Here is a 26,433-nt window from a genome sequence, read left to right as displayed (position 1 = left end):
CCCAGTGTGGAGAAGTAATTACATACAAGCATCTGGTAATTCTTTTTTTAAGAATTTAATCATTTCTTTCAGTTGTTTCTCTGACAATATAGTGGACGGTATTTCCTCTTTTATTGCTCGCGGTAAATAAATATTTCCTTTCCACGTCAAATTATTTTGATTATTGAACATTACAAACATCGATTCACCTGAAACTTCACCATCTTCTATTTGGCTGAACCAAACTACATCCACTCCATCAATGTTGATCATTTCGATGTCGATGTTGCGGCGGTTTGCGAAATTGATAGTTGATTTGCTGATGTTCATAATTAGATGCTCGCTGTAGTTAACTGTCCCATCCATATGATGGAATATTCTGACAGCATTTCAGTTAATGCATCTTTGGCTTTCTGATAACTTTCAGCTACACACTTAACTTTGACAATGAGTTGTTCAGTGCCTGCGTGTTTTGTGACTGCAAAAATGAAAGTCTTTGTGGTACTATTTGTATTGAACATAGTAATTGCACCTCAATTATTGTTGTTCAGGCTCTGGTGGTGACGCCAATCAAACACCAGAGCCATTTTAAATCCCGCTTATAGTTTGATACTTGCCATTGCTCCCTGCCCTTTTTTATTGAGTTTCACCTTTTACCTCATAATCGGTTTGAAGTTATTATTGATAATTTTTTAGTTGTGTAGCCTTATCGCTATCAGTCCTTTATTTTAATAAAATGAGTTTATAGAATAGCGTCTTCAATTTTGCTTATATGTCGATCGTTATCAAGAGTCATTAGAACCGAATTCAGTTCAGTTATCTTTTCCAAAATCACCATATCTACAAGTGAACGCTTGCCAGGTTCTTGTTGTTGAACAGAAAACTCTTGTAGCAACTCCAATGTGCCTGCGATTGTACGGGCTTTTTCCAAGTGAGAATCAGTCATTTTTTTACATCCTCATATAGTGTCACCAGTTCTAATAACACTATTGATCAAGTTTACTTGAATTTCAAGTGCAAAAATCAATTATTTTTTAAATTTTTGCACTTTAATTCATAACTGATTGTTTTATATATTATTAATATTTTTTTTAACTTTATTTAATTCATTCTCTAGTGCTTTGGCATGTTTTGAAAGTAACTCCTCAGCAAATTCAATAATTTTTGCTTTTTCTTTATCAGGAAGCAGATCAAGTATTTTAAGTATCCTGTAGCTGCTACAGCTACCTATAGTATAAGTAGTGGCTTGATTATCAGCAGAATCTTCTCCATCGAGAAGCCAAGAAACACTGCATTGAAGAACCTGCGCTATTTTTTGGAGATTTTCACTGCTTGGGCTTGCTTTGTTTTTTTCCCACAGCGACACGGCAGCCATTGATACACCTATCTTTTCAGCTACCTGAACTTGGGTTAACTCAAGCCCCCTGCGGAGCGAGTATATTCTTTCTCCAATTGTCATTACTTTATCGATTGATTGCATATAGACCCCTAGCAGTACTTAATTTTATCAATTATACTTGAATTTAATTTAAAGTTTATTAAACTAAATTTTAATTTAGTTGGTAAGGCAAATCAATGTTGAAATCAAGTGTAATTTCATATTTCGGTTCTAAGAGAAAAGTGGCTAACGCTATGTTGATCAGTGATCAGGCTGTTGGGCAGTGGAAAGAAATCATCCCAGAAAGAGCTGCACTTAAGCTTGAGAAACTGACGAACGGAAAACTTGAATATAACGAGAAGTTGTATCGTAACAGTGTCAATCATGTCCTCTGAACGGGCAAAGGTATCAATGCCTTCGTATTTTTATCCGTCCGATGGTGACTGGATACAGGAGATATTGCTGAGGCTTGATCCGGCTACTCGCGGGAAAATCGCAGTCAAATATGCTGAGGTTTATCAAGCGGCGTGGGATGAAGAACAAATTTCGTATCGTAAAGACAATGCCGCCCGGCGCCATGCAAACATCAGGCTACGCGAATTTGTGACGAAGTATGCCAGAGCGAGCTTGGGTTATACAGACAAGCCTCAGTTAGTGAATGAGAAGAAAGTTTGAAAAGTTATTTGGATGTTTGGACGTCTGAATGTTTTGGGGAAGAGGGGAAAACTTTCTAGGGGGGTAAGGGGGGTGATCTTTGAAAGGGGTGTTAGGGAAGGCACAGCCAAGGAAAACAACTCCGATCTTATAGAAGATCACTATAGGGGGATAAAGCCGAAATACGTCTGGACGGCTAAATGGCTAAATTGATATCCGTCAGGGCTGTGTTCCTGGCAAAGTGGAATAACAGAGGACAATACGATGGAAACCAGTGAGAAACTTATTTTGGAATTAGAGCGGCTTCTTTGTTCTGGGCTGACCCGATGGGAATACGATTTTATCAACGGACTCAGCCGCTATTTTCGGTGTGGAAAATACTTAACAGGCAGACAGAAGAATATCGCTCGCGAACTGATAAAAAAATATTCAGAAGGGAGCAAGAAACCGAACAGCGATACTTTAGCGAGCGCGTCTGATTCGGTTCTTGCAACAGGCACCTCTCAGAATTCAGTACCCACAGGCGATTATGTCACTGAATCCGCCTTAAGGGAACAGGGAGGCAAAGCATGCTGACGATAACCCCAAACACAACTCAGAGCCGGGCATTGGCTATGTTGCGCCAGAACTGGAAACAGCACAGTACATTCATGGTATATGCGCCCACAGGAAGTGGTAAAACCGGCTTATCGGCATTCATTACAGCCGGTTTCGTCTCTCGCGGTATGCGGGTGATGTTTGTCGCGCCTTACTTAACTCTGGTGCGTCAGACTGCTACCCGATTCATTCAGTACGGACTGCCGGAGGAAGAAATTGGCTACGTGTGGCGGGATTACCAGCCCCATGATCCGAACCGGCTAATTCAGATTGCATCGGCTGACACGCTTATTCGTCGTGACATGCCAGACAACATCGACTTGTTGATCATTGACGAGGCCCATTTGCGCCGTAAAAAACTGCTTGAAGTGATTCAATATCTTGCAGAGAACACAAGAGTAAAGGTTGTCGGTCTGTCAGGAACGCCATTTTCCCCCTTTCTGGGAAGCTACTACCAGCAGCTTTTAAAACCCACCACGATGAAGGAGCTTATCGCTAAAGGCGAACTCAGTTCCTATGAATTTTATGCTCCCACCAGGCCGGACCTGAAAGGCGTAAAAGTAACTTCCAATAATGACTTTGGGCAGGATTACAAAGAGGACCAGCTGGCCGAAATTATGGGTGATTCAACGCTGGTGGGCGATATCGTCAGGAACTGGCTGGTGAACGGTAACGATGAGCCAACGATCTGCTTTTGCGTCAACGTGGCCCATGCCAACTTTATCACGGTCGAATTTAATAAAGCGGGGGTCAATGCCGAGGTAATCATTGCTGAAACGCCCCCGGAAGAGAGGCAGATCATCATCCATCGGTTTGAACAGGGCGCAACAAAGATCCTGGTAAGTGTCGGTACGTTAATAGCGGGATTTGATAGTGACGTCCGGTGCATCATTTATGCCCGCCCGACTAAATCAGAGATCAGATGGGTTCAGTGTCTTGGGCGCGGATTGCGAACCGCTCAGGGTAAAAAAACCTGCATGATCTTTGATCACAGTGGTTCAGTTCATCGCCTCGGTTATCCCGATGATATCGAATATGACGAATTACCGTCCAAAAATGACGGCATGAAAGAGGCTTCTCGCAGTATCGACAGCGACAAAGTTGAAAAGCTGCCGAAGGAGTGCCCCAGTTGTCACTTTATGAAGCCGGCAGGCGTCTACGTTTGTCCGAAATGCGGGTTTAAGCCCTTAAGCGGTGAAGATGTGGAAGTGGATCGCTCGCGTGGACTGAAAAAGCTCAGCGGCAAGGATCGCGTCTATAGCAAGGCAGAGCGTCAAAGCTGGTGGTCACAAATCAAGTATTACCAGCGCCAGCGAGCTAATCAGGGGAAACCCATTAGTGATGGCTGGTGTGCGCATACCTTTAGAAGCAAATTCAGTGAGTACCCGAACGGCTTACACGACCACCCGGTAGAAATCACCCCGGAAGTGAACAATTTCATCAAATGGAGATTGATTGCTCACGCGAAGAGTCAGGAGAAAAAACAACTCAGTTTAGCCACGCAGGGAGGTAGCTTATGAAAACAACGGATGCCGTTATCGGAAAATGGTCGATAGTTTTTGAGCATTACGGTTTACCCCCCATCACAGGGAAAAAGCACTACAAAGGCAAATGTCCGATATGTGGACGGAAAGGCAGGTATCGCTGTGATGATCAAGGCGGACGGGGAACCTTTATTTGTAGCTGTGGTAATTCGGGTGATGGCTGGACGCTGCTCCGGTTGACTCAGAAGAAAGACTTTAAAACTCAGGCAAAAGAAGTGGATGAAATTATTGGCAATACGTATGCCTATCAGCCCGAAAGCGCTCAAGACTCCATCAATAAAGATGACCGGTCATTATTTCGTGACAGGGTGATTAGGAAGTATGCCACTCTGGTGAATTTGCGCGGAACGTCAGCCGAAAGTTATTTACGCAACCGGGGGATTAACTGTTTACCCGCGGAACAAATCCGGTATTGCCCTCATCAGCCTGTGGGAATGAAAGCTTTTCAGGCTATATATTCTCTGGCGACGGATGATAAAGGTGCGCTTTGTTACCTGCACAGGACGCTATTAGAGGGTGATAAAAAAGCCAATATGGATATCGCCAAAAAGACGTATTCCCTACAGTCTGATGATTATTTAAAGCACACAGGATCTGTTGCCATCCGCATGTTTCCCGTTTCATCAACGTTGGGGATCACAGAAGGCATAGAAACCGCTCTCTCATGTAAACAGATATACGGTTGCAACACCTGGCCGACTATGAATGCGGGATTTATGGGGAAATTCCGGGTACCGAAAGGGGTTAAACATTTAATTATTTTCGCTGATATGGACTTGCATTCCGCTACAGGGCACGCGGCAGCGTTTGAGTGTGCCAGGGGCAATCTCGTTGCCAAAAACGATGTAGAAACGGTCAGTATTCGCTGGCCTGATCACGGTGATTTCAATGACGTACTTGTTAACGGTGATGAAGTGCGTGAACTGTCTTTTAAGAAATGGGTGGACTAATGAAGATGACTGATAACTTAAAACATAAGGCGCTATTTGCCATTCCTGAACCAAGCTACGGCACGGCACTGGCAACGGTGAAACCGTTACCGGTTCAGCGCAAGATTACCGGAAACAAACAGGTGGATGCTTATCTGTGGGTATTGGCAGTCATTAAAACCAACGAGCCCGCACATCTTGACGCCGCCGAGGAAGCGTTGAAGAAACTGAAAATCACCCCTAAAGAGGCGCAGAAAAAATATTCCGATTACCTGATGAGGTCGGGTGCACATGTCTTCCAGATTGCGCTTGGCACGATAAGTATGGATAACCCGCAAGGCTATATCGACCGGGCGAAAGAACAGATCAAGGAGGCGGCCAAGGTCAGGGCTTCTTTTGCAAGTTATGAGGCTGCGCTGGAACTGACCGAACCAGAAAAATTAATGCTGGTGGGGGAGCTGGCAGAAATTTATGAACCTTTCTACTACTGGAACGAGAAAGAGCAAGCAGAAGGGTGTATGCATGGTGATCGTATTAATGAAACGGATAAATTACGCCAGGCGACGGCCAAGGGTTTCACTGAACAACTCCCAGAGCCGCACACCTTGTCTGATGTTATTCGTGAGTTCCTTTATTGGGATTGGTTGTATCAGATGCGCAATGTGGCTGCTAAAGAACTTGATCCCGGTGGATACGGCATTGATGAGAGAAATTATATCTATGACCGGGAAGATTATCTTGAGGGGCGTTTGGCAATCACCCCGGCTATGAACCGTCAGGAAGCGATAGAGGTTTGTAAGTGGGTACTGTCCGAAGAGCGATTTCATGACCGCTCAGAACTGACCGACAAGATTATCCTGAATCTGGTGGGGGAGTGTGCCGCATGAAATTAGAATCAGCACTAAAACATTTCAGTCCAAAAGGACTGGCAATCAATCATTCGTCTAAATGCACATCAACAGACCGGATCACGGGTACGGATATTATGGCGGCCTTGGGTATGGCCGAATCTAAGGCTGAATTTGGAATGGCGGCGTTCTTCGGCAAACACGGCGTCAGTAATGAAGATACCGTTAGAACGGTTGAGCAGCTGACTTTGTATGCCAAACGCCAGGTACCCAAACTCATCATCAAAGCGAGTGGGCGCCAGTTAGGAAAATGCCTGGTGATATTGGCAAAAATGGCTTTTGAAGAATATTCCCGATCAGCCGCCACAACCAGCACATGCTCACATTGCAATGGGCGCGGGTTAATATCCGTTCGGCGTGATGTGATTAAATATGCCGGATATAAGAATGTGATAGAGCAACGGATAGAAACGGAGCGTGTAGATGAACTTTGCTCTCCTTGCGGTGGTAAAGGGGTTATATCCAGCCGTTGCCGTTGTAATGGGACCGGGAAAGTCGTTGATCGTGAAGCAACGAAAGCTACGGGTGCACCGGTGATCAAAATCTGTGAGCGTTGTACGGGGCGCGGTTATAGCCGGGTGCCATCCTCAGTAGCATATACGGCAATCAAGGCTCTTTTGCCAGAGTTAACCCAATCAAGCTGGTCACGTAACTGGAAGCCATTCTATGAAAAGCTGGTGGCGAAATGCGACATTGAGGAAAGCAGAGCAGCATCTGAATTTAGCAAAGTAGCGCAATAAAAAAGAGAGGGCTTGCGTTTTGCATAAACTTGGCGTAATCTCTCTAAATAGTGGGGAATTGTAGCTATGCTCACTAAAGAATATTCAGACCCGCCTAAGTGCGGGTTTTTCTGTTTTTAAGGCTTGCCATGCTTTATTGCCTGTCAATCGAGAGAGATAAAAGTGAATATTCATGAAATAAAGCGCAGGTTTGAGCTATTTATGGATAAATATTACAGTGATGTATCTTTATCTTGTAAAACAAAGCATGGGATGTATTTTTCTTACTCTGACAACGAAACTGATATCAAATATGAGAACCCTGGCGCTCAATTAATGTGGAAACTGTTTTTATCGGGTGCGCAATCAGAGAGGAAAAATATTGCCATATCTTTACCTATCTGCAAATCTCCGCCCGATGGTTTTTATGATGCGGGCTATAACGAAGGTATTCAGGACTGTAAAAAAGCTCTCTTAGCTTCTGGAATAAAAATACGGAATTAAATTATTTTAATAAATATTATTTTCTTATATAGCATTAGTGTAAGAGTAATAACCCTGTCACACAGCTTATTGAATTAATAATCCTCGTACTCACGGGGTTTTTTTATGTCTGCAATTCCCAAGCCCCGCTCTCGCGAGGCTTTTTGCATTTTACAAAAGGGTTAACTGAGTGAGCGCTGCTTAAAAGCTTCATAACCACATTTAGCACACTGGTACACATCCCTTTGAACGCCTAAATCTCCGAACGTAGGATCGAGCTCCGTCCTGTCAAGCTCGTAGCTCATTTCACTGCATTTGGGGCATTTATCTCCCGATGATGAGTTAATTTTCGATTCGAGTTCGGCTACTCGTTTCTTTAAATCATCAACATCTGATGGGATGGTTTGTAGGCGTTTCCAGAGCGGGATCTTTTCCAACAATGTATTAAGTTCTGAGAGTATTCCCATGAATGACCTCATTAATAAAACAATATCAATAGAAACAGGCATTACGCTGTGTAAGCCATCAATTTATAGCCTAGATATCATAGCTGAAAGATCAGGGGTTAAGAAATTACAGCTATCACATATGGGCAACGAGATTGTTTCTTTCGATTTATCAACTGAAAACTGTAAAGGGTTAATAGACCTGCTTTCACAGTGAATTTTTCTCACTCCCGTACTCGCGGGGACTTAATCCCCAACGGGGGTGGATATGAAACTCATGGACAAGCAACCTGACATCTGGATGCAGCTATGGTTATGGCTGCTATCAGTCAAAGAGCAAGGTATCGGTGCGGCCTTAGCCGGTTTAATGGCTTATCTCAGGGGTAGATATAACGGGGGTAAGTTCTGGAAGACAATTATTGACGCAATGATGTGCGCATTAATTGCGTGGTTCATTCGTGACTTACTCGTCTTTTTAAATCTGAGCACGGACCTGGCTTACATCGGCAGCGTCATTATTGGTTATCTGGGAACAGACTTTTTCGGCCAATGGATGCGCGGGACCTTGAATCGTAAAGCAGGAATAAAAGAATGAGCAGAGGTATTCGAAATAATAACCCCGGCAATATTCGTTGGGGTGATGACTGGCAAGGATTGGTCCCTCAATCACACCGTACTGACAAATCTTTCTGTCAGTTTGTCAGCCCTGAGTATGGTATTCGGGCAATAGTGAAGGTTATCAGAAATTATAACAGGAAGTACGGTATTAATACTGTCAGCGGCATTATTTCACGCTGGGCTCCCTCTAATGAAAATAATACTGATGCTTATATTAACCGGGTATGTAAAGACATGGGAACGACTGGCGCTCAGGTTGTTGATGTATTTAATCAGATATTCATGACAAAGCTCATCAAAGCCATTATTACCGTAGAAAATGGCAGTCAGCCCTATAACGATGAGGTCATTGATAAAGCCTTTTCACTTTTGTAGCTGTTCAGCTCTCCAATTCCTGTTCAGCTCTCCAATTCTAGGAATTTCCCATGCATAAAGAAAAATGCAATTCGGCAGGAATGCTTGTGCGCATAGTCTATGGCTCTGTTTGTTCGGGTATAGAAGCTGCAAGCGTGGCGTGGGAGCAGATAGGAATGTCTCCAGCTTGGTTCAGTGAAATCGAAAAATTCCCCAGCGCGGTACTGCAATATCACTGGCCTTATGTCCGAAATCTGGGGGATATGACGAGGATTGCCGGGATGGTTGCAGCAAATCAAGTCTATGCCCCCGATATTTTGGTCGGCGGAACACCTTGCCAGGCATTCAGTATTGCAGGTCTGCGCAATGGGTTGGGCGATGAACGGGGACAATTAACATTATCATTCGTGGAGTTGGCAAATGTCATTGATTCAGTCAGAACAGCAAACAACGAACAACGATCAATTATCGTATGGGAAAATGTCCCCGGAGTTCTATCCAGTAAAGATAATGCCTTTGGTTGCTTCCTTGCTCACCTTGCAGGAGAAAGTGAAGAACTTAAGCCGTCAAGGAAAAGATGGACGAACGCTGGTTATGTGTCTGGACCACAAAGAAATGTCGCGTGGCGAGTGCTGGACGCTCAATATTTCGGAGTGGCCCAACGACGCCGTCGCGTGTTTGTTGTCGCAAGTGCTCGTGACGACTTCGATCCCGCGAAAGTACTTTTTGAGCCAGAGAGCATGTGCAGGAATCCTCCGCCGGGCAGAACGGCGGGGAAAGAAACCGCCGGCTGCACTGGAACAGGCGCTGTTATTGGCAGCCACTGGGACAGAGTCGCAAATCCACACCCAACCTTGAGCCAAAGTCATAATGTTGGCGGTATCGGTATGAGCAATCAGGAGATATTTTCCCAGCGGGGCAGTGGATTGGTCTCAACCTACCGGTTGCTCTCATTTGGTGAGTACCGAACGGATGATATTTCATCAACACTGCGCTCAAGAGATGATAGAAGCACTACTGATCTAATAGCAACACAGGGTGTCGTGCGCCGTTTAATGCCAGTCGAGTGTGAGCGGTTGCAGGGTTTTCCCGATAATCACACACAAATTCCGTGGAATGGCAAGGCTTCGGCTGATTGTCCCGACGGCCACCGTTACCGGGCAATCGGAAATTCAATTGCTGTGCCGGTCATGGCATGGATTGGAGAGAGGATATTACGAGAGGTCGCATGAAGTTTAACTCACACGGTTATACCTTCGTTGTACTGGCGCTTGCCTCGCTTCTGGCTTATCACTATTACGGTAAGTATACCAAACAGCTTGATACGACAGTTAAGCTACAGAGTGAGCTGCTGGAGCAGCAGAATGAAATCGTTAATCAGCAGGAGCGGATAAGGCTCCTGTCTGAGTTGGATAATCAGCATACAAAGGAACTTGCTCATGCCAAATCTGAAATTGATGTTCTTCGCAATGATGTTGCCGCTGGTCATCGTCGGTTGCGCATCGCGGCCACCTGTAATCAAGGCGAAGCCAGCTCCTCCGGCAGCGTGGGCCATGCAGCCACCCCACGACTTAACCCAGCAGTTGAACAAGATTATTTCGATCTGCGAAGAATGATTGTTGAGAACGAGCAGCAAACGAAATACTTGCAGGACTACATCAAAACTCAGTGTCAATAGATGAAGAGTAACTAATTCAGAGCATTCTACTGCAAGAATACTTGATAGTAGTTATTTACTTATGTCAGTTCAGTGGGCGCCCACCGACTTTTTAGCAGGAAACTCTGAATCTAACTATTTCCAATTCGGAAACAATTCGGCGCCGGTTATCGCAGTCTGTTTGTATTAACTATGACATAGCACCCTTCTATCGAGTGTACAGCAGAGTCAAAAATAACCAATACCCCTGAAAGTGGCATATGTTGGCAACATCAGCCATAGGTAGGCGAAGCGATGTGACAGCCGGAGAGACGGCTCATATTAATCACAGACTGGAGAAACTTATGAATCAAAAACCTTATATCAATACAGGAAACCTGTCAGAGGATGAAGTCGCTGCATGGTTAAGCGGGTTAGCGAAAGGTCGAGGTCATATTGACTTCCTGTGGGGGTATAAACTGGAAGAGAAGGTACTCTCTGCCATTAATAACGCACAGGAAGCACTTGCCATCATTGAGACTAAATTATCTGCCCTGCAATCCGATGAATTTCATCAATCGGAAACTCTGACCAATGATATTCAGGTAGATATCGATGCGCTGAAGCCACTTGCCGCCACGCTAAACGGTTTTGTGTCTGCCATACCCGAATATCTTGATCAAGTGAGGAGATTATCTCAGCAGCGACGCCAGAAAATGCACACTGATGAATCTGGTCATGAAAGAGAATAACGATGTGTTTCAGTTCATATTTCTCTGCCTCAATGGGAGAGATGTTAAAGAGCTTATTCATTGTGGAAACTATAGAGAATATTGCAGGGGAGGCTCTATCTCTATTTGCTTTTAATGAAGGTGTGATATGAGTGTAAATTTAATGGATATAAATAGGTGATGACATGCCAGCAAGAATACCCCGCGCATGTCGTAAACGGGGATGTGCGCATACAACAACGGACAGGAGCGGCTATTGTACTGCTCATCAGAATACAGGGTGGGAGAACCACCAACGCGGTAAGAGTAGGCACGAACGCGGCTATGGTAATAAGTGGGATGTCATACGCACGCGGATACTGAAGCGTGATAACTACTTGTGCCAAGATTGTTTACGTAAAGATTGTTTACGTAATGGCAGAGCTGTTACTGCGACTACAGTTGACCACATCATTCCCAAAGCCCGCGGCGGCACTGATGATGACAGTAATCTGCAATCACTATGCTGGCCTTGCCATAGACGCAAGACAGCAACGGAGAGAATGAGATGACAGAGAAACAAGTGAAGCTATCACGGCTATTCAAAGATGGCATCTTTAAAGGTTATACCTTGAGTGTCGAAGGGGTGTTGTTATCAAATCAAAGAGAGGCGGTGATTACCACTAACGCTAGGCACATTCATCCTGAATTGGAGATCAAACTCCTCATCACTAATGAGATGACCGATGATGCACCTGATATCTATATTTAATTTCAAAAAGAAACCAGCATAAATGGAACTATTCGCAGGGGTAGGGGCGGGTCAAATCCCTACCCCTCTCGCTTTATGGGACCGCCGCCTCAGTCGAATTTTTATGCCCGCGAAAAATGAAATTTAATCCGGGAGATAAATAAGCCAATTTAAGCGTTAATTTTCCTCTGCATTTTCAGTTTTTATTTCATTTTTGGAGATTTTTATATATGGCAGGAACGGCTGGCCGATCCGGACGTCGGGCTAAGCCTACTGCACGTAAGGAATTGGCTGGCAATCCCGGTAAACGCGCTCTGAATAAAGATGAACCGGTTTTTACTCCGCTAAAAGGGGTCTTGCCGCCCGATTGGTTTCAAGAGAGCGAATTAAATCTGGCGATCATTATGTGGGAGATCACGGTTAAAGAATTATGCGGGCAGGGCATTATTTGCCTGACGGATTTAGCCGTGCTTGAACGCTGGTGTGTGGCTTATGAGTTCTGGCGCCGGGCTGTTGTGAATATTGCCCGGCAGGGTAATACGGTAATGGGTGCGACAGGTGGCCCGATAAAAAACCCTGAGTTAACGGCCAAGAAAGAACAAGAATCAGAAATGAGTACTACCGGCTCCATGTTGGGTTTAGATCCCAGCAGTCGGCAGCGGTTAATTGGGTCCGCTGGTAAGGCTAAAGTTGAAAACCCATTTATTCGGATCATCACATCATGAGTCGTAAATCTTATCCTAATGTTAATGCAGCCAGTCAATATGCTCGTGATGTCGTTCGCGGAAAAGTTATAGCTTGTCAATATGTTATTGATGCCTGTCAGCGACACATTGATGATTTATCACAAGAGAAAAGTAAAAAGTTCAGGTACCGGTTTGACAAAGATCTGTCTGAAAAAGCGGCTCGATTTATTCAGCTTCTCCCTCACACAAAAGGCGAGTGGGCGTTTAAACGTATGCCGATCACCCTGGAACCGTGGCAGTTATTTATTGTATGTTCGGCGTTCGGATGGGTTCATAAAGGCACAAAGCTGCGTCGCTTTCGTGAGGTTTATACAGAAATTCCCCGTAAGAACGGAAAATCAGCGATTTCAGCCGGTGTCGCCTTATTTTGTTTTACTTGTGATGATGAATTTGGCGCGGAAGTGTATTCCGGTGCAACAACAGAAAAACAAGCCTGGGAAGTATTCAGGCCGGCTAGATTAATGTGTAAACGCACTCCTTTATTAACGGAAGCGTTCGGTATTGAAGTGAATGCCAAAAACATGAACCGCCCGGAAGACGGTGCCCGGTTTGAACCTCTGATTGGTAATCCTGGTGACGGAGCCAGTCCGCATTGCGCCATTGTTGACGAGTACCACGAGCATGATACTGATGCGCTTTATACAACGATGCTTACGGGGATGGGATCAAGGCGTCAGCCGCTAATGTGGGCAATCACAACGGCGGGTTACAACATAGAGGGACCGTGCTATGACAAGCGGCGTGAAGTGATTGAGATGCTTAACGGCACGGTACCTAATGATGAGCTATTTGGCATAATTTATACCGTTGATGAGGGGGATGATTGGACAGACCCAGACGTACTCAGAAAAGCCAACCCAAACATGGGGGTTTCTGTCTATGCTGATTTTCTCCTGAGTCAGCAAAACAGAGCAAAGAATAACGCACGTCTGGCTAACACCTTTAAAACTAAGCACTTGAACATTTGGGTATCCGCCAGAGCGGCTTACTTCAATTTAGTCAGTTGGCGAGAATGTGAAGATAAGACACTGACGTTAGAACAGTTCGAAGGGCAGCCTTGCATTCTCTCTTTTGACTTAGCGAGAAAGTTGGATATGAATTCAAATGTCAAACTTTTTTATCGTGAAATGGCGGGGAAAAGGCACTATTACTGTATTGCGCCCAAGTTTTATGTGCCGTATGACACGGTATATAGCACAGACACGGACCAGCAGCGCACGGCGGAACGTTATCAAAAGTGGGTGAATACCGGGCATCTTACTGTGACAGAAGGGGCTGAAATTGATTATCGGGTTATTCTTGAAGATGCTAAAGCCCACAACTTGGAAAATCCGGTAGAAGAATCCCCGATTGATCCTCATGGTGCGACGAATCTGTCGCATCAATTAGCTGATGAAGGGTTAAACCCCATCACGATCATTCAAAACTACACAAACATGTCAGATCCCATGAAAGAATTGGAGGCAGCTATTGAAGCTGGGCGCTTCCACCATGACGGGAATCCGATTATGACGTGGTGTGTGGGTAACGTGGTCGGGAAATATTTGCCGGGCAATGATGATGTGGTTCGCCCCATTAAAGAGCAATCAGAAAACAAAATCGACGGTGCAGTGGCCCTGATGATGGCAATTGGGCGGGCTATGTTAAATGAGCCTTCTGACTTCCTTTCCTCTCTCGATCCTGACGAAGAATTATTAATGCTATGAAACTACTGATTATAGACCTGTTGGGGCTAACCGGCTTTGGCTTACTCACATTTGGGCTTTACATGCAATACGGCACGGCTATTGCTTTACAAGCGGGCGGCGGTGGACTGTTGGCATTTGCCCTAATCGCAGCATGGAGGAATAAGCGTGTTACTTGATGCTATTTTTCGCAGCGAGCCACTGGAGAACCCAGCCAATCCTATCACAGGTGAAAATCTTGATGAGGGGTTTAGGTCCGGTGATGTTTACGTCAGTCCTGAAACGTCAATGAAGTTAGCTGCGGTGTATGCCTGTATCTATGTGTTGTCGTCTTCATTAGCTCAGATGCCATTGCATGTCATGCGCAAAACAACGGATAACAAAGTAGAGCAAGGTCGTGATCATCCAGTTTTTTACCTTGTGCACGATGAGCCTAATGTTTGGCAGACTAGTTACAAATGGCGCGAGCTAAAAGAGCGCCATATTTTAGGTTGGGGTAACGGTTATTCGTGGATTAAACGCAGTCGCCGGGGAGAAGTGATAGCAATAGATGCCTGTATGCCGTGGCAAACCACGCTTATCAATACCGGTGGTCGTTACACCTATGGAGTGTATAACGAAGAGGGCAGCTTTGCAGTCAGTCCCCACGACATGATCCATATCCGGGCACTCGGTAATAACCAAAAAATGGGCTTAAGTCCCATCCTTCAACATGCTGAAACTATCGGGATGGGGATGAGTGGACAACAGTATACTAGTAATTTCTTTGGCGGTAATGCGCGTCCGGCCGGGATTGTCTCAGTAAAAGGAGAGCTAAAAAAAGACTCTTGGGAACGGCTGAAAGATGTTTGGCGGAAAGCGGCGCAGGCTCTTCGAAATCAGGAAAATAAAACGTTGCTGCTCCCTGCCGATCTGGATTATCAGGCATTGACAGTTTCACCGGTTGACGCGCAACTGATTGACATGATGAAGCTGAACCGCTCTCAAATCGCCGGGATATTCAACGTTCCGGCACACATGATTAATGACCTGGAAAAAGCCACTTTTTCTAACATCAGCGAGCAAGCAATCCAGTTTGTTCGTCACACGGTCATGCCCTGGGTTGTGAACTGGGAGCAGGAGCTGAATCGCCGCCTGTTTACTCTCGTAGAGCGCAAAGCGGGGTATTACGTTCGCTTTAATCTTGCTGGCTTGCTCCGTGGAACCCCGCAGGAACGCGCCCAATTCTATCATCTCGCGATCACGGATGGTTGGATGAGTCGTAATGAGGCCCGCGCTTTTGAAGATATGAACCCTATCGATGGATTGGATGAGATGCTGGTCAGTGTCAATACGGCTAATCCTGTTAATACAGGCCAAAATAAAGAGGAAAAACCGAATGAGTGACAGAGAAACGCGCTGTTACAGCGGTGAGGTACGCGCCGAACAACACGAGAACCAGCCTATGCGGATAGTCGGTTATGGTTCGGTGTTTAATAGTCGTTCAGAACCGCTATGGGGATTCAGAGAAATTATTAAGCCTGGCGCTTTTGATGATGTGCTGAATGATGATGTTCGTGGTCTGTTTAATCACGATCCTAATTTTATTTTAGGCCGCTCGTCATCAAGAACGTTGTCACTATCTGTTGATGAGCGTGGGTTGCAATACAACATTGTAGCCCCGGACACCCAGACTATCCGCGATCTTGTCCTCACCCCGATGCTACGCGGCGATATTAACCAAAGTTCGTTTGCGTTCCGTGTCGCACGCGACGGTGAGGAATGGTACGAAGATGATGAGGGAATTATTATCAGAGAAATCAATAAGTTTTCGCGCTTGTTTGATGTTAGCCCAGTGACCTATCCGGCATATCAAGAAGCTGATTCGGGTGTCCGCTCCATGAAAGCATGGCAGGAAGCGCGTAATAGTGGTGCGCTACAGAAAGCCATTAATCAGAAAATGGCGCGTGAGCGCTTGCTGACTTTATTAAATATTTAGATTGAGAAAATACCATGATGAAATTACATGATTTAAAACAAAAGCGTAACACTATTGCGACTGATATGCGCACCCTGCATGACAAGATCGGTGATAACAACTGGACGGATGAGCAGCGTACAGAATGGAATAAAGCCAAAGAGGTGTTACAAAAACTGGATGATCAGATTTCACGCGAAGAAGAGCTTCGGGCTCTCGATCAGCAATTTGTTGAAGAGAGCCAGGAAGAACAACGTCAGCATTTGAACAATGATCCAGAAAAACAGCAGCAAGAAAAACGTTCCTCCGCTTTTGATAAGTTTCTTCGTCAGGGTTTTGGAGAACTGAACGCGGAAGAACGAGTTGCACTTCGTGAACTCCGTGCACAAGGTACATCTCCTGATGAAAAGGGCGGTTATACAGTACCCCCTCAGATGTTGAATAAAATCGTTGATGCGATGAAAGCTTATGGTGGTATTGCCAGCGTAGCTCAAATCATAAATTCCTCCAATGGACAAGATATCATTTGGTCAACATCTGACGGCACGGCGGAAGAAGGAGAGCTGCTGGGAGAAAATACTGCCACATCAGAGCAAGATGCTGAATTTGGCACTGCGATTCTGGGGGCAAAAAAACTCAGCTCTAAAATTATCCGCATTTCTAACGAACTGTTACAAGATAGTGGTGTTGATATTGAAGCTTATCTGGCTGGCCGTATTGCTCAACGTATCGGGCGTGGCGAGGCTAAATATTTAGTGAAAGGAACTGGCGCAGGATCACCGTTACAACCAAGAGGCTTAGAGGTCTCCGTAACTGATACCGTAGTAGCTAAGGCGGCCACACTTGACTGGACGGATATCAATGCGCTGAAACATAGCATTGATCCCGCTTACCGTAACGGACTTAAATTTCGCCTGGCCTTTAATGATTCAACTTTAAAGACCCTTTCAGAACTGGTGGACGGTAATAAACGTCCGCTGTGGTTGCCTGATATAGCCGGAGTTGCACCTGCTTCGGTCTTAGGCATGCAGTACGTTATCGATCAGGCGATTGATAGCATGGGAGCAGGCAAGAAATTTGTTTACTGTGGTGACTTTGATCGCTTCATTCTGCGCCGTATTACGTATATGACGCTGAAGCGATTGGTTGAGCGTTATGCAGAATTTGACCAAGTGGCATTCTTGGCTTTTCACCGTTTTGACTGTGTATTGGAAGATACTGCTGCTATCAAGGCGTTGATCGGTGCCGGTAAAAGTACAGCTTAAAAATTCCGCACCCTTTCTATAACAGCCGCTGATGCGGTTTTTTTGTGCCTGTAATCTGGCAACGGGTTACGGGCTCGGATGATTATGGTACAGACAATTAAAGAGCTCAGAGCTCAATGCCGTATCGATACGGATGAAGAAGATGACTTACTGATAACGTATGCAAAAGCAGCACGTCAACGCGCCGAGAACTTTATTAACCGGCCGCTTTTTGATGACCGGGTTCCTGATGATGTGAGTGAAGGGCTGGTCATCACTGATGATATCAAGTTAGCAATCATGCTCGCTGTAGGTCACTGGTATGAAAACCGGGAGGGAGTGGTGTTACCAGGTGGTTTTAAGATGTTACTTGAACCTTACAGGTATATTCCATTGTGATTGTAGAGGTATCAGTGAAAGCAGGTGAACTTAACAAGCGTATTAAGTTGTTTCGCACCGTTATTACACGTGATGAGCTTGGCGCTGAAATCGTCACATCTGAATATGTTGCAACAGTCTGGGCGAAAGCCGTCGCGATTTCAAACAGGAAGATACGCACAGCAGATCAACAACAAGTAATTGAAACTATGCAGTTTACTATCAGACCTAGATGTGATGTAGATTCTGATTGGTTGATTGAGTACCAGAGCAGAAAGTTTACTGTCCGTGCTGTTGACCGCAATCAATCCGTTCGCACAATGATCACTACTGAGGCGGATTTTCGTCATGATAGAGCCTGATATTAAAACGGATTTGGAGCGATTAACTGGGTTGCCCGCCTACCCGCTGATATTACCGTCTAATGTATTGGAGGGGGTGACATACCAACGTATCAGCGATCCCAAATTTAATACTGGTTTAGCATCGACTCGATTAGTAGAGGCGCGGTTTCAGGTAGCTTTTATTGTTCTGAATGATTACGCGAAAGCGTTAAAACTGGACGAAACCGTTAGATCGACGTGGGAATCCATTCGGCATGGCTATATTGGTCGCTATCCAGTACAGGCTATTTCACGCGGTACATTTCACCAATCCGCTGAAGAGCTGACAGAGAACCAGAAGCGTTATCGAGTTGTACGTGATTTCATCATCACTTATGCGGAGGACGCAGCATGATCAGAGTTGAAGTTAAGGGACTGGCAGAACTGGGGCGAAAACTCAATGAACTAGACACTGAACTACAGACCAAAATCCTACGTTCAGCGGGTAAGGGTGCAATGGAAGTCGTCAAAGAAGATATGCAACGACATGCCGGGTATGACAAAAACAGCCCCGGCCCACACATGCGGGATGATATTAAAATCCGCAGCAGTCGGGCTAAAAAATATCATGGGGTAATGATCACAGTTGGTCCAACAAAACAACACTACATGAAAGCATTAGCACAGGAAGTAGGAACCATTAAGCAGGTACCGAACCCGTTCATTCGACCCGCACTTGACTATAACAAGTCCGCAGTATTAAAAACGCTCACTGCGGAAATCCGCGACGCACTGTCCACTTATAGCAAATAAATTAATATCTTGGAGTAATTATTATGGCTGATAAATCTTCGCCAGAGTATGCAATGCTGCCCGCAGGCACAATCGTTAAATTCGGCAAGCCCGGTGAGACAGTTGATGTAATGAAACCACTCATAAACTGTAAAGCGCTTGGCGCAACAGGATTAACGGGCAGCTTCATTGATTGCACAACGCTCATTGATACCAACAAACAATTTATTTCAGACATGCCAGAAGGGCCTGAGAAAACACTGGGGTTTATTGATGATCCTGAAAATGTCGATTTCACCAACTTTCTGAATGCTGCCCAGAATCGTGAAACTGTGCAGTTCTATATTGCATTACCAAATAAACGGACGGCTACAATGATCTTAGCATTGTCTGGTTGGGAAATGAGCGAAATTACAGCCCCTGCCAGTGAAGTTATTCAAATAACCGTCAAAGGCAAACAGAATAATCTTGTCTGGGGTGTCGCTACCACCAAACCAACAACAATCACTGGAGGCAATAAATAATGAAAAGCTTAAAAGCTGCCCTGTTAACCCCTCGCCCACATATTAGAGCGGTGGAGCTGTTTGGTACCAAAGTCAATTTGCGTCGTATGACGGCATCAGAATTGATGGTATTGGAGGAGAAAGTAGAGAAACTCAGTGAAGCCGGTAATGGTCGTGAAGCCTCTTTGCTTAACGTCCAGATTGTGCTGGATTGTCTCGTTGATGATAAGGGGCAGATAATTAATCAGGCAGATTTACCCACTGCGTCAGAATTAATGGATGTCCATGACAACGCAACGATTATTGAAGCTATCAACATTGTGAAGCGCCACAGTATCGGTACCTTGGAAGATGCGGAAAAAAACTAACTAAATCGCCGCTGCTGCATTTTGCGTTTGCCCTTGCTGAGCAGCTCGGCGAGATAGATCCCTACAAAATCCTGTCCTTACCAGTCTCAACGCTTAATGAGTGGCAAGCGTATTATCGTCTCAAAAATCGACGTGATGAGAGGCATGATACATACCATCCTGCTACTTCCACGCCGATATCATGCGGTACCATTCAAGAGCAGTGTGATGCTGTCGTTAAATTATTGAGTTAATTTATGTCAAATTTAGCAACATTATCTGTTGGGCTGCTCGTGAATGCAGTCTCTTTTAAGTCTGCCATCTCCGATGCGTATCGTTATGCCGGGCAAGAGTCCGATCGTTTTTCGCGGCGGGCAAGCGACGGAGCGAAAAAGACGGAGCAATCTTATCATTCCCTCGGTTCGGCGATTAAGTCGGTTTCGGGCCAACTGGCACTGTTGGCAGGAACAGGCTTTTCTCTGGGCGCTATTATTAGCACTACCCGTCAATACAGCCAAGCTCTGTCTGATCTGTCCGCTATCACTGGTGCAACAGGGGAACAGTTAAAAGCATTTGACAAAGCGGCGCAAGAGATGGGCCGTACAACAGAATATACCGCCAGCCAAGCGGCAACAGCGCTGAAATTGATGGCCTCCGCAAAACCCGAACTGATGAAAACCAGTGACGGGTTGATTAAGACAACAAATTCTGCGTTGATTCTGGCACAGGCTGGTGGCACGACTTTACCCGACGCGACTCGAACACTAGCACTCTCATTGAATCAGTTCGGTGCATCAGCAGCAGAAGCAGATCGCTATATCAACGTCCTGGCTGCCGGTGCAAAATACGGCTCATCTGAAATTACCGATACCGCTGCGGCAATCAAAAACGGTGGTGTGGCAGCAGCGCAAGCTAAAGTCAGTTTTGAGGAGCTGAATGCAGCGATTCAGGTTTTGGCGGAACGTGAAGTAAAAGCTGGCGAAGCGGGTACCGCACTGCGCAATGTTATTCTGATGTTAGAGAGAGGGGGTGATAAAAGTCTGAAACCATCCGTTGTAGGGCTGTCTACTGCGCTTGAAAACCTTGGTAAAAAAAGCCTGTCAACAACTTCGATGGTTAAAATGTTTGGTTTGGAGAATGTTAACGCTGCAACAATTCTGACCAAGAATGTTAATAAGCTGAACGAATTAAAAACCGCGTTAACGGGAACAAATACAGCATTTGAACAAGCCAAAACCCGGACTGATAACCTAAACGGTGATCTGCTGTCACTCACTAGTGCCTTTGAAGGCATGATTATTCAAATCGGTCAAAGTACTGATGGTCCGTTAAGAACGGGTATTCAGGCAGTTACTGGCGTCGTGAATACACTGACAGACAATTTTAGTGCATTAGCCAACGTTATTGCATACGCAGTACTTCCTGTGATCGGTGGCAAGTTGACAAGTCACTTACAGTCACAAGTAAAGGGATGGTATCAACTTGAAAGTGCTTCCCGATCTGCGTCTAGGCAGCAGGCAGAAACCGCAAAACGCGCTATTGATGAAGCCAATGCGACAATCAAGTTAACCGAGGTTCAGGGCAAATACATTCGGCAACAAGAGTTAGAAAACCGACAGCATGGAGTTTTTGTTAATTATGCTAAGGAAAAAAATACATTATTCAGGCAAGAAACTGAAGCATTCGCGAAATTAGAAAATGCGACACGAAAACTAACTCAGGCCAATCGCCAATTATCTTTTTCGACCCGTGCGCTGTCGATTTCGGCAGGGCTTGCTCGTGGTGCGTTAGGGATGATGGGCGGTCCGTTGGGGGCTGCCATGCTTGCCGGTTCTGCTATCTACTACCTTCATCAGCAGCAAGAGCAAGCCAAACAATCGGCTATTGAACTCGGAAGAAGTACCGATCAACTGATTGACTCTCTACGTACAATGAGCAATCTGGAAGTTAATAAACGTATTTTTGATACGCAGGATGACATTACTAAGCAAAAAGAAGCGATAGAAGACCAGAAAAAACTCGTAGAATCTCAACGAGTTATTATGGAGCAGCGACGGGCGATATCTGATAGTGGTGTCTGGCTTCCTTTTGCCCCAGATCAGGCAAAAATGGCAGCAGAAGCCACGCGTATCTATAAAAACGAACTAAACAATCTGGAATTAATGCAGGAGGGGTTGAGTAAAAAACAAAGTGATCTCAATCTACTGCAAGCTCGCCAATCCGGTTTATTACGTGATAATTACGTAGAAATGATAAACATAACGGATACGTTACCGTTAATGACTGCGGCAGGCTCAGAATTCAACCGGATATTGTCAGCAGGTAATAAGTTATTACAGGAACGGCAAGAGTTGTCTGTTGCCATTCCGTTAGCATTACCTCCGAGCACGGAAGCACAATCAGAACTGAATAGACTACAAAAACAGATTGAATTAGAAAGATTGCAGGGTGTTGAACGGGCGATGTTGGCCGCTGAACAGCAGGCGCAAAGTCATGCTCAAGGACAACTGAATGAAGTTGAAATAAATCAGATTCGTGCCAAAGCAGCCGAACTTTATCGTCTACAGCAAGCTAATCAGGCAAATAAAGGAAGAGGCGGGCAAGGGAAAGAAGATAAAACTGCACTCAATCAGTATCAGCAATTACGCCGAGAAATTGAGTCCGTGCACACAACAAGTCTGCAACGTATTATTCAGAGCGAACAAGAAACACTCAAAAAACTCAATGAGTTAGATAAATCTGGTGCAGCCTCTCAAACTGAGATACAGCGCTTAAAAACCCTCAACGTTGAAAATCACCAAAAGCAACGTATGGATTTGGCGGAGAAATACTCCCCTGTAAAAGCGTTGGTTCGTCAAGAGCAAGAGGCTAATACAGAGCTTAAATCACTTTATGATGCCCGTTTATTGACAGAGCAAGAGTACTTATCAGCCAGCAAGACGTTGTATCAAGATTCTGCCAGGCAAAAACTGGCAGAACAGGCAAAGCAGATTGTTGCGCCGAGTATTGATATTGCGGGAGAAGTTGATCCGGTTGTCCAGCTCAAAAATCAACTTGCTGAACAACAGGCATTATATGACGCCTATTATCAAAACGGCATTATTAGCAAAGAACGCTATGAGCAATTGGTAACTGCCGCAACTAATAAATCAAAGGAATCTCAACTCACCGCAGCAAAAGAGTTGTATGCAAGCCAGGGAAGCTTTCAGAAAATGCAGATGAATCTGTTAGATGCAGTTGAGCAGCGGACAGGAAATGCGCTAACAGGGATGCTTATGGGAACAAAGAGTTTTTCTGATTCGTTGAAAGAACTTACCGCCTCTCTTGCTCAATCCATTATTCAAGATCTGATTCGCATTGCTATGCAAGCCGTGATAACCAACGCGGTGTCAGGTTTATTCGGCGGGTTTTCCGGCGCTGGCGGTGGAGTCACGAAAGCTAACGGTCAACTTGTACCAATGCCGCCAAAGCTTAATGCTAAGGGCGGTGTTTATTCTTCTCCAAGCTTAAGCGCTTATAGCGGACAAATAGTCAGCAGTCCGACATTATTTGCCTTTGCAAAAGGGGCCGGTCTGATGGGCGAAGCGGGACCGGAGGCAATTTTACCGTTAAAACGTGGGCCTGATGGCTCATTAGGTGTTAGAGCGTCCAGCCCTAATGCACAGGCAGTCAGCGCCGCTCCTCAAGTCTTTATACAAATCGATGGTAATGGAAATGCTTCCTCACAAGCCCCAGCAGGGTTGGAAGCGTTTGGATCTCAGATAGCAACTTTTGTTGATAGCCGTTATCGCGAACTCAGAGACAGAGATTTACGTCCCGGAGGCCCGTTGTGGAGAAGATAAATGATTGAAATATTTACGTGGTCACCCCGTGTTCAAGCGGCTGTTGATGTGAATTTTCGAGTCAGAAAAGCCCAATTCGGGGATGGTTATACACAAGTGGCCGGGGATGGACTTCACCCAAGAACTCAAAAGTGGGAACTGTCATTTGTGGGTAACGAGACGTATATCCGCGCGATTGTCGATTTCTTTGATCGTCACAGCGGTTATAAGTCATTTCAGTGGACCCCTTTACTGGCTGATGTCGGGCTTTATCGCTGTGACGCGTACAAGACGATAGCCCTCGGCGGCGGGAATTACTCGCTGTCTGCCAGTTTCACCCAAGCCTATCACCCATAATTCAGGAAACATGATAATGATAAATGCTGACGTTCAAAAACTAGAGCCTGGTAATACGATCCGGTTGTATGAAGTTGACGGGACGGCGTTCGGCGCTGATATTTTACGGTTTCATAATGAGACTATCCCCTATACTTCCGAAGAGTTAAAAACCGATAAACTGCCGAAGAAATCACTTTTCTGGCAGGGAAAAGAGTACGGGCCGTGGCCTGTTAATATTGAGGGCTTAGACATGTCAACTGATGGACAATCAGCGCGTCCCAAGCTGACAGTTGCTAATATTGACGGGTTGATCACAGCGCTATGCCTGAGATTTGATGATATGGTTCAAGCAAAGGTCACAATTCACGATACCTTTGCTCATTATCTTGATGCCACTAATTTCAAAGATGGCAATCCAACCGCAGATCCTGAACAAGAGCGAGTGCAAGTTTTCTATATTGACAGAAAAGAATCAGAAGATGATGAAGCGATAAAGTTTGAGCTTGCCAGTCCCGCTGACTTGCAGGGATTGAAGATCCCAACACGGCAGATTCATAGCTTATGTGAGTGGTGTGCAAGGGGCTGGTACCGAACCGGCAAGGGGTGTGACTATGCCGGTACCCGGTATTTTGATGAGAATGATAATCCCGTAGATGATCCAAGCAAAGATAAATGTTCCGGGTTGTTACCCGCGTGTCAAGAACGATTTGGGAAAGATGAACCCCTGCCGTTTGGTGGTTTCCCCGGCTCGGCACTCATCAGGCGGTGACAATGCGTGATAGTACATTAAAAGCGATCATGACTCATGCCAAATCGGAATACCCGAAAGAGTGTTGCGGGGTGATTGCTCAAAAAAGTCGTGTAGAAAAGTATTTCCCGTGCCGGAATTTAGCAACAGAACCCGAAGAGCAATTTCACCTTGATCCCATTGGGTACGTAACCGCTGAGGATTGGGGAACAGTAACGGCGATTGTGCATAGTCACCCCGACGCAACAACGCAGCCTTCTGAATTGGATAAAGCCCAGTGCGATACAACTGAATTACCTTGGATCATTGTCAGTTGGCCGGAGGGGGATATCAGAACAATTCAGCCGCGTGGCGAATTACCATTAATTGGGCGTCCATTCGTGCTGGGCCATACAGATTGCTGGGGGCTAATCATGAGCTACTTTAAGCAAAAACATGACATTGAGCTGAATGATTATCGGGTTGATTATTGCTGGTGGGAAAATGCCAAAGAAAACCGTTATTTAGATAATTGGTTTCAGTGTGGATTTCGCGAGTTCAGCGGCGAACCGCAACTCGGTGATATGGCAATTATGCAAGTTTCTTCCCCGGTGGCGAACCATGCTGGTATTCTTTTGTCTGATAATATGTTACTACATCATATGTACGGACAACTGAGTCAGCGGGTGCCTTACGGGGGTTATTGGAAAGACAGAACGGTAAAGGTATTGCGTTATAAAGACTTGTTGTGATTTATTCTTTTTTTTTGACTTAGAGAAAATGACAATGAAGAAAAAAAACATTCTTACTCTGTGTGCGCTTATTTTGGCAGGCTGTTCAAGCATCCAAGATATGAGAAGTCGTTCTCCCGACCAGGTCTATGCGTCCACAAAGCAGCAAACAAAAGATGTAGCTGAATGCATCCTGTTTGGTTGGCAAGAAAATAGCCCAAGATATGGAGGTGTTTTTATTCAACCTTATGGTAACGGCTATACAGTGTATTCTAATTCTCAGATTGAGGTTGTTGATATTGTAGATGAGAACAATGGAGTTAAAGTTAGTTTTTATCATCAAAGTGGATTATTTAATTATAGAATAAATGACCGAATTCAGAAAATAAAGAATTGCATATAAAGTGAATTAAAATTGTTTTTGTGTGGAGTTAACTGTATGGCTTATATTGATGTACCGATGCGAACAATCCGAATGCACGGTCCGCTAATAAAGCGTTTTGGGAAAGAATTTAAATACAAAGCATTGGATGCTAAAAAAGCAATTGATGCTATGCGTTGTTTATTGCCGGGTTTTGAAAAATATATGATTGAGGCCCATAAGAAAGGGCTAACGTTTGCAATTTTTGTTGGCGGTAAAAATATTAGCAAAGATGAGCTTGATATGACAAAAGGCACTGATGATATCCATATTTTACCTGTCATTATTGGCAGTAAACGCGGAGGGTTATTCCAAACAATACTTGGTGTTGCTTTAATTACTGCTGCTGCTATTGCATCCGGGGGAATAGCTGCTGCATTTACAGCTGGGGGGATGTGGGGAACTACTGCAATGATAGGTGCATCAATGGCCCTCGGTGGTGTTGTCCAAATGCTATCACCACAAATGCCGGGTTTGAGAATGCGTGAGTCCCCTGACAATAAACCCTCTTACGCGTTTGGTGGGCCAGTCAACACTACGGCGCAGGGTAATCCCGTTCCTGTCTTATATGGAACCCGCGAGATCGGCGGAGCAATTATTTCAGCCGGGATATATACCGAAGATCAACAGTAAATCACAAGCTAGGGATGGCTTAAATAATCACCTTTTCTTATATTGTTATGTGGGTTATTATTAACCAATAGCGAGCATTA

At 45.1% G+C, this 26,433-nt stretch carries 36 protein-coding genes and 1 pseudogene; 33 read left to right on the top strand and 4 right to left on the bottom strand.

Annotated features, from left to right (window positions below):
* Positions 1-18: 18 nt before the first annotated feature.
* From D3222_RS00785 to D3222_RS00770, 3 genes are all read right to left on the bottom strand, one after another.
* On the bottom strand, positions 19-345 hold the full coding sequence (locus D3222_RS00785) for a hypothetical protein (protein WP_157975262.1): 327 nt from the start codon (positions 343-345) through the stop codon (positions 19-21).
* Between the two features lie 376 nt (positions 346-721).
* Positions 722-925 carry a hypothetical protein gene (locus D3222_RS00775; protein WP_118984398.1) on the bottom strand — a complete coding sequence of 68 codons (204 nt, stop codon included), beginning with the start codon at positions 923-925 and terminating at the stop codon, positions 722-724.
* Between the two features lie 123 nt (positions 926-1,048).
* A complete protein-coding gene (locus tag D3222_RS00770) occupies positions 1,049-1,459 on the bottom strand; it encodes a helix-turn-helix domain-containing protein (RefSeq protein WP_118984397.1) in 411 nt (136 codons plus the stop codon).
* 95 nt (positions 1,460-1,554) lie between these two features.
* On the opposite strand from D3222_RS00770, the gene D3222_RS00765 reads away from it, so the two are divergent.
* The 8 genes from D3222_RS00765 (at position 1,555) to D3222_RS00725 (ending at position 7,212) form a co-directional block, all read left to right on the top strand.
* Positions 1,555-1,752 (top strand): Cro/CI family transcriptional regulator, encoded by a 198-nt coding sequence (locus tag D3222_RS00765; protein WP_118984396.1) that lies wholly within the window; start codon positions 1,555-1,557, stop codon positions 1,750-1,752.
* Positions 1,742-2,032 carry a hypothetical protein gene (locus D3222_RS00760; protein ID WP_232832364.1) on the top strand — a complete coding sequence of 97 codons (291 nt, stop codon included), beginning with the start codon at positions 1,742-1,744 and terminating at the stop codon, positions 2,030-2,032. The genes D3222_RS00765 and D3222_RS00760 overlap by 11 nt, the downstream gene beginning before the upstream one ends.
* Positions 2,033-2,275: 243 nt before the next feature.
* Entirely contained in the window at positions 2,276-2,587 is a 312-nt protein-coding gene (locus D3222_RS00750) for a hypothetical protein (RefSeq protein WP_118984393.1), read from the top strand.
* A complete protein-coding gene (locus D3222_RS00745; RefSeq protein ID WP_118984392.1) occupies positions 2,581-4,128 on the top strand; it encodes a DEAD/DEAH box helicase in 1,548 nt (515 codons plus the stop codon). Before D3222_RS00750 ends, D3222_RS00745 begins: the two co-directional genes overlap by 7 nt.
* Positions 4,125-5,102 carry a DUF7146 domain-containing protein gene (locus D3222_RS00740; RefSeq protein WP_118984391.1) on the top strand — a complete coding sequence of 326 codons (978 nt, stop codon included), beginning with the start codon at positions 4,125-4,127 and terminating at the stop codon, positions 5,100-5,102. Before D3222_RS00745 ends, D3222_RS00740 begins: the two co-directional genes overlap by 4 nt.
* A gap of 5 nt (positions 5,103-5,107) precedes the next feature.
* Positions 5,108-5,968 (top strand): helix-turn-helix domain-containing protein, encoded by an 861-nt coding sequence (locus tag D3222_RS00735; RefSeq protein ID WP_118984513.1) that lies wholly within the window; start codon positions 5,108-5,110, stop codon positions 5,966-5,968.
* Positions 5,965-6,729, top strand: a complete 765-nt coding sequence (locus tag D3222_RS00730; RefSeq protein WP_118984390.1) for an antitermination protein Q — start codon at positions 5,965-5,967, stop codon at positions 6,727-6,729. Before D3222_RS00735 ends, D3222_RS00730 begins: the two co-directional genes overlap by 4 nt.
* Before the next feature lie 162 nt (positions 6,730-6,891).
* On the top strand, positions 6,892-7,212 hold the full coding sequence (locus D3222_RS00725) for a hypothetical protein (RefSeq protein ID WP_157975261.1): 321 nt from the start codon (positions 6,892-6,894) through the stop codon (positions 7,210-7,212).
* A gap of 161 nt (positions 7,213-7,373) precedes the next feature.
* Here the strand turns inward: D3222_RS00725 and D3222_RS00720 are convergent, their stop codons facing one another.
* Complete coding sequence (locus D3222_RS00720; protein ID WP_118984388.1) at positions 7,374-7,658, bottom strand: hypothetical protein; 285 nt, start codon at positions 7,656-7,658, stop codon at positions 7,374-7,376.
* A gap of 247 nt (positions 7,659-7,905) precedes the next feature.
* Between D3222_RS00720 and D3222_RS00715 the strand changes: the two genes are divergently transcribed.
* The 25 genes and pseudogenes from D3222_RS00715 to D3222_RS00595 all read left to right on the top strand — a co-directional run bounded on the left by D3222_RS00715 (position 7,906) and on the right by D3222_RS00595 (position 26,353).
* Entirely contained in the window at positions 7,906-8,232 is a 327-nt protein-coding gene (locus D3222_RS00715) for a phage holin, lambda family (protein ID WP_118984387.1), read from the top strand.
* Positions 8,229-8,630, top strand: coding sequence for a structural protein (locus D3222_RS00710; protein ID WP_118984386.1), 402 nt, complete (start codon positions 8,229-8,231; stop codon positions 8,628-8,630). Before D3222_RS00715 ends, D3222_RS00710 begins: the two co-directional genes overlap by 4 nt.
* An 80-nt stretch (positions 8,631-8,710) precedes the next feature.
* Positions 8,711-9,802 (top strand): annotated as a pseudogene (locus D3222_RS00705) (DNA cytosine methyltransferase); the annotation flags it as partial.
* A gap of 35 nt (positions 9,803-9,837) precedes the next feature.
* Positions 9,838-10,287 (top strand): lysis protein, encoded by a 450-nt coding sequence (locus D3222_RS00700; RefSeq protein ID WP_118984385.1) that lies wholly within the window; start codon positions 9,838-9,840, stop codon positions 10,285-10,287.
* A gap of 323 nt (positions 10,288-10,610) precedes the next feature.
* The gene (locus tag D3222_RS00695; RefSeq protein WP_118984384.1) at positions 10,611-10,997 is read left to right on the top strand and encodes a hypothetical protein; all 387 of its coding nucleotides are present in this window, start codon (positions 10,611-10,613) and stop codon (positions 10,995-10,997) included.
* Positions 10,998-11,161: 164 nt separating this feature from the next.
* A complete protein-coding gene (locus tag D3222_RS00690) occupies positions 11,162-11,527 on the top strand; it encodes an HNH endonuclease (protein ID WP_118984383.1) in 366 nt (121 codons plus the stop codon).
* On the top strand, positions 11,524-11,727 hold the full coding sequence (locus tag D3222_RS00685; RefSeq protein WP_118984382.1) for a hypothetical protein: 204 nt from the start codon (positions 11,524-11,526) through the stop codon (positions 11,725-11,727). Before D3222_RS00690 ends, D3222_RS00685 begins: the two co-directional genes overlap by 4 nt.
* Before the next feature lie 209 nt (positions 11,728-11,936).
* Positions 11,937-12,431, top strand: a complete 495-nt coding sequence (locus tag D3222_RS00680; protein ID WP_118984381.1) for a phage terminase small subunit P27 family — start codon at positions 11,937-11,939, stop codon at positions 12,429-12,431.
* Positions 12,428-14,158 carry a terminase large subunit gene (locus D3222_RS00675; RefSeq protein ID WP_118984380.1) on the top strand — a complete coding sequence of 577 codons (1,731 nt, stop codon included), beginning with the start codon at positions 12,428-12,430 and terminating at the stop codon, positions 14,156-14,158. Before D3222_RS00680 ends, D3222_RS00675 begins: the two co-directional genes overlap by 4 nt.
* A complete protein-coding gene (locus D3222_RS25385) occupies positions 14,155-14,316 on the top strand; it encodes a hypothetical protein (RefSeq protein WP_198672714.1) in 162 nt (53 codons plus the stop codon). The genes D3222_RS00675 and D3222_RS25385 overlap by 4 nt, the downstream gene beginning before the upstream one ends.
* Positions 14,306-15,523, top strand: a complete 1,218-nt coding sequence (locus tag D3222_RS00670) for a phage portal protein (RefSeq protein WP_118984379.1) — start codon at positions 14,306-14,308, stop codon at positions 15,521-15,523. The genes D3222_RS25385 and D3222_RS00670 overlap by 11 nt, the downstream gene beginning before the upstream one ends.
* Positions 15,516-16,115, top strand: a complete 600-nt coding sequence (locus D3222_RS00665; protein WP_118984378.1) for an HK97 family phage prohead protease — start codon at positions 15,516-15,518, stop codon at positions 16,113-16,115. The genes D3222_RS00670 and D3222_RS00665 overlap by 8 nt, the downstream gene beginning before the upstream one ends.
* A gap of 17 nt (positions 16,116-16,132) precedes the next feature.
* Entirely contained in the window at positions 16,133-17,359 is a 1,227-nt protein-coding gene (locus D3222_RS00660) for a phage major capsid protein (RefSeq protein WP_118984511.1), read from the top strand.
* A gap of 84 nt (positions 17,360-17,443) precedes the next feature.
* Positions 17,444-17,737: a head-tail connector protein gene (locus D3222_RS00655; RefSeq protein ID WP_118984510.1), complete on the top strand. Its 294-nt coding sequence runs from the start codon at positions 17,444-17,446 to the stop codon at positions 17,735-17,737.
* A 14-nt stretch (positions 17,738-17,751) separates the two neighbouring features.
* Complete coding sequence (locus D3222_RS00650) at positions 17,752-18,078, top strand: phage head closure protein (RefSeq protein ID WP_118984509.1); 327 nt, start codon at positions 17,752-17,754, stop codon at positions 18,076-18,078.
* Positions 18,065-18,454: a hypothetical protein gene (locus D3222_RS00645; RefSeq protein WP_118984377.1), complete on the top strand. Its 390-nt coding sequence runs from the start codon at positions 18,065-18,067 to the stop codon at positions 18,452-18,454. Before D3222_RS00650 ends, D3222_RS00645 begins: the two co-directional genes overlap by 14 nt.
* On the top strand, positions 18,451-18,852 hold the full coding sequence (locus tag D3222_RS00640) for an HK97-gp10 family putative phage morphogenesis protein (RefSeq protein ID WP_118984376.1): 402 nt from the start codon (positions 18,451-18,453) through the stop codon (positions 18,850-18,852). Before D3222_RS00645 ends, D3222_RS00640 begins: the two co-directional genes overlap by 4 nt.
* Before the next feature lie 23 nt (positions 18,853-18,875).
* Positions 18,876-19,355, top strand: coding sequence for a phage tail protein (locus tag D3222_RS00635; RefSeq protein ID WP_118984375.1), 480 nt, complete (start codon positions 18,876-18,878; stop codon positions 19,353-19,355).
* Positions 19,355-19,702 (top strand): phage tail protein, encoded by a 348-nt coding sequence (locus D3222_RS00630; RefSeq protein WP_118984374.1) that lies wholly within the window; start codon positions 19,355-19,357, stop codon positions 19,700-19,702. Before D3222_RS00635 ends, D3222_RS00630 begins: the two co-directional genes overlap by 1 nt.
* A 236-nt stretch (positions 19,703-19,938) precedes the next feature.
* A complete protein-coding gene (locus tag D3222_RS00620; RefSeq protein WP_118984373.1) occupies positions 19,939-23,523 on the top strand; it encodes a phage tail tape measure protein in 3,585 nt (1,194 codons plus the stop codon).
* On the top strand, positions 23,524-23,859 hold the full coding sequence (locus D3222_RS00615) for a phage tail protein (RefSeq protein ID WP_118984372.1): 336 nt from the start codon (positions 23,524-23,526) through the stop codon (positions 23,857-23,859). It abuts the gene before it with no gap.
* A gap of 13 nt (positions 23,860-23,872) precedes the next feature.
* Positions 23,873-24,610, top strand: a complete 738-nt coding sequence (locus tag D3222_RS00610; RefSeq protein WP_198672723.1) for a phage minor tail protein L — start codon at positions 23,873-23,875, stop codon at positions 24,608-24,610.
* A 2-nt stretch (positions 24,611-24,612) separates the two neighbouring features.
* Entirely contained in the window at positions 24,613-25,320 is a 708-nt protein-coding gene (locus tag D3222_RS00605) for a C40 family peptidase (protein WP_118984370.1), read from the top strand.
* Positions 25,321-25,354: 34 nt separating this feature from the next.
* Positions 25,355-25,702, top strand: a complete 348-nt coding sequence (locus D3222_RS00600; RefSeq protein WP_118984369.1) for a hypothetical protein — start codon at positions 25,355-25,357, stop codon at positions 25,700-25,702.
* A gap of 36 nt (positions 25,703-25,738) precedes the next feature.
* Entirely contained in the window at positions 25,739-26,353 is a 615-nt protein-coding gene (locus D3222_RS00595) for a tail assembly protein (protein WP_118984368.1), read from the top strand.
* Positions 26,354-26,433: the final 80 nt, after the last annotated feature.

The organism is Photorhabdus sp. CRCIA-P01, from assembly GCF_003545805.1.
In the GTDB taxonomy this organism is placed as follows: domain Bacteria; phylum Pseudomonadota; class Gammaproteobacteria; order Enterobacterales; family Enterobacteriaceae; genus Photorhabdus; species Photorhabdus antumapuensis.
The sequence above is the reverse complement of the archived record's forward strand: the minus strand, read 5'-3'. Positions and strand labels throughout refer to the sequence as shown.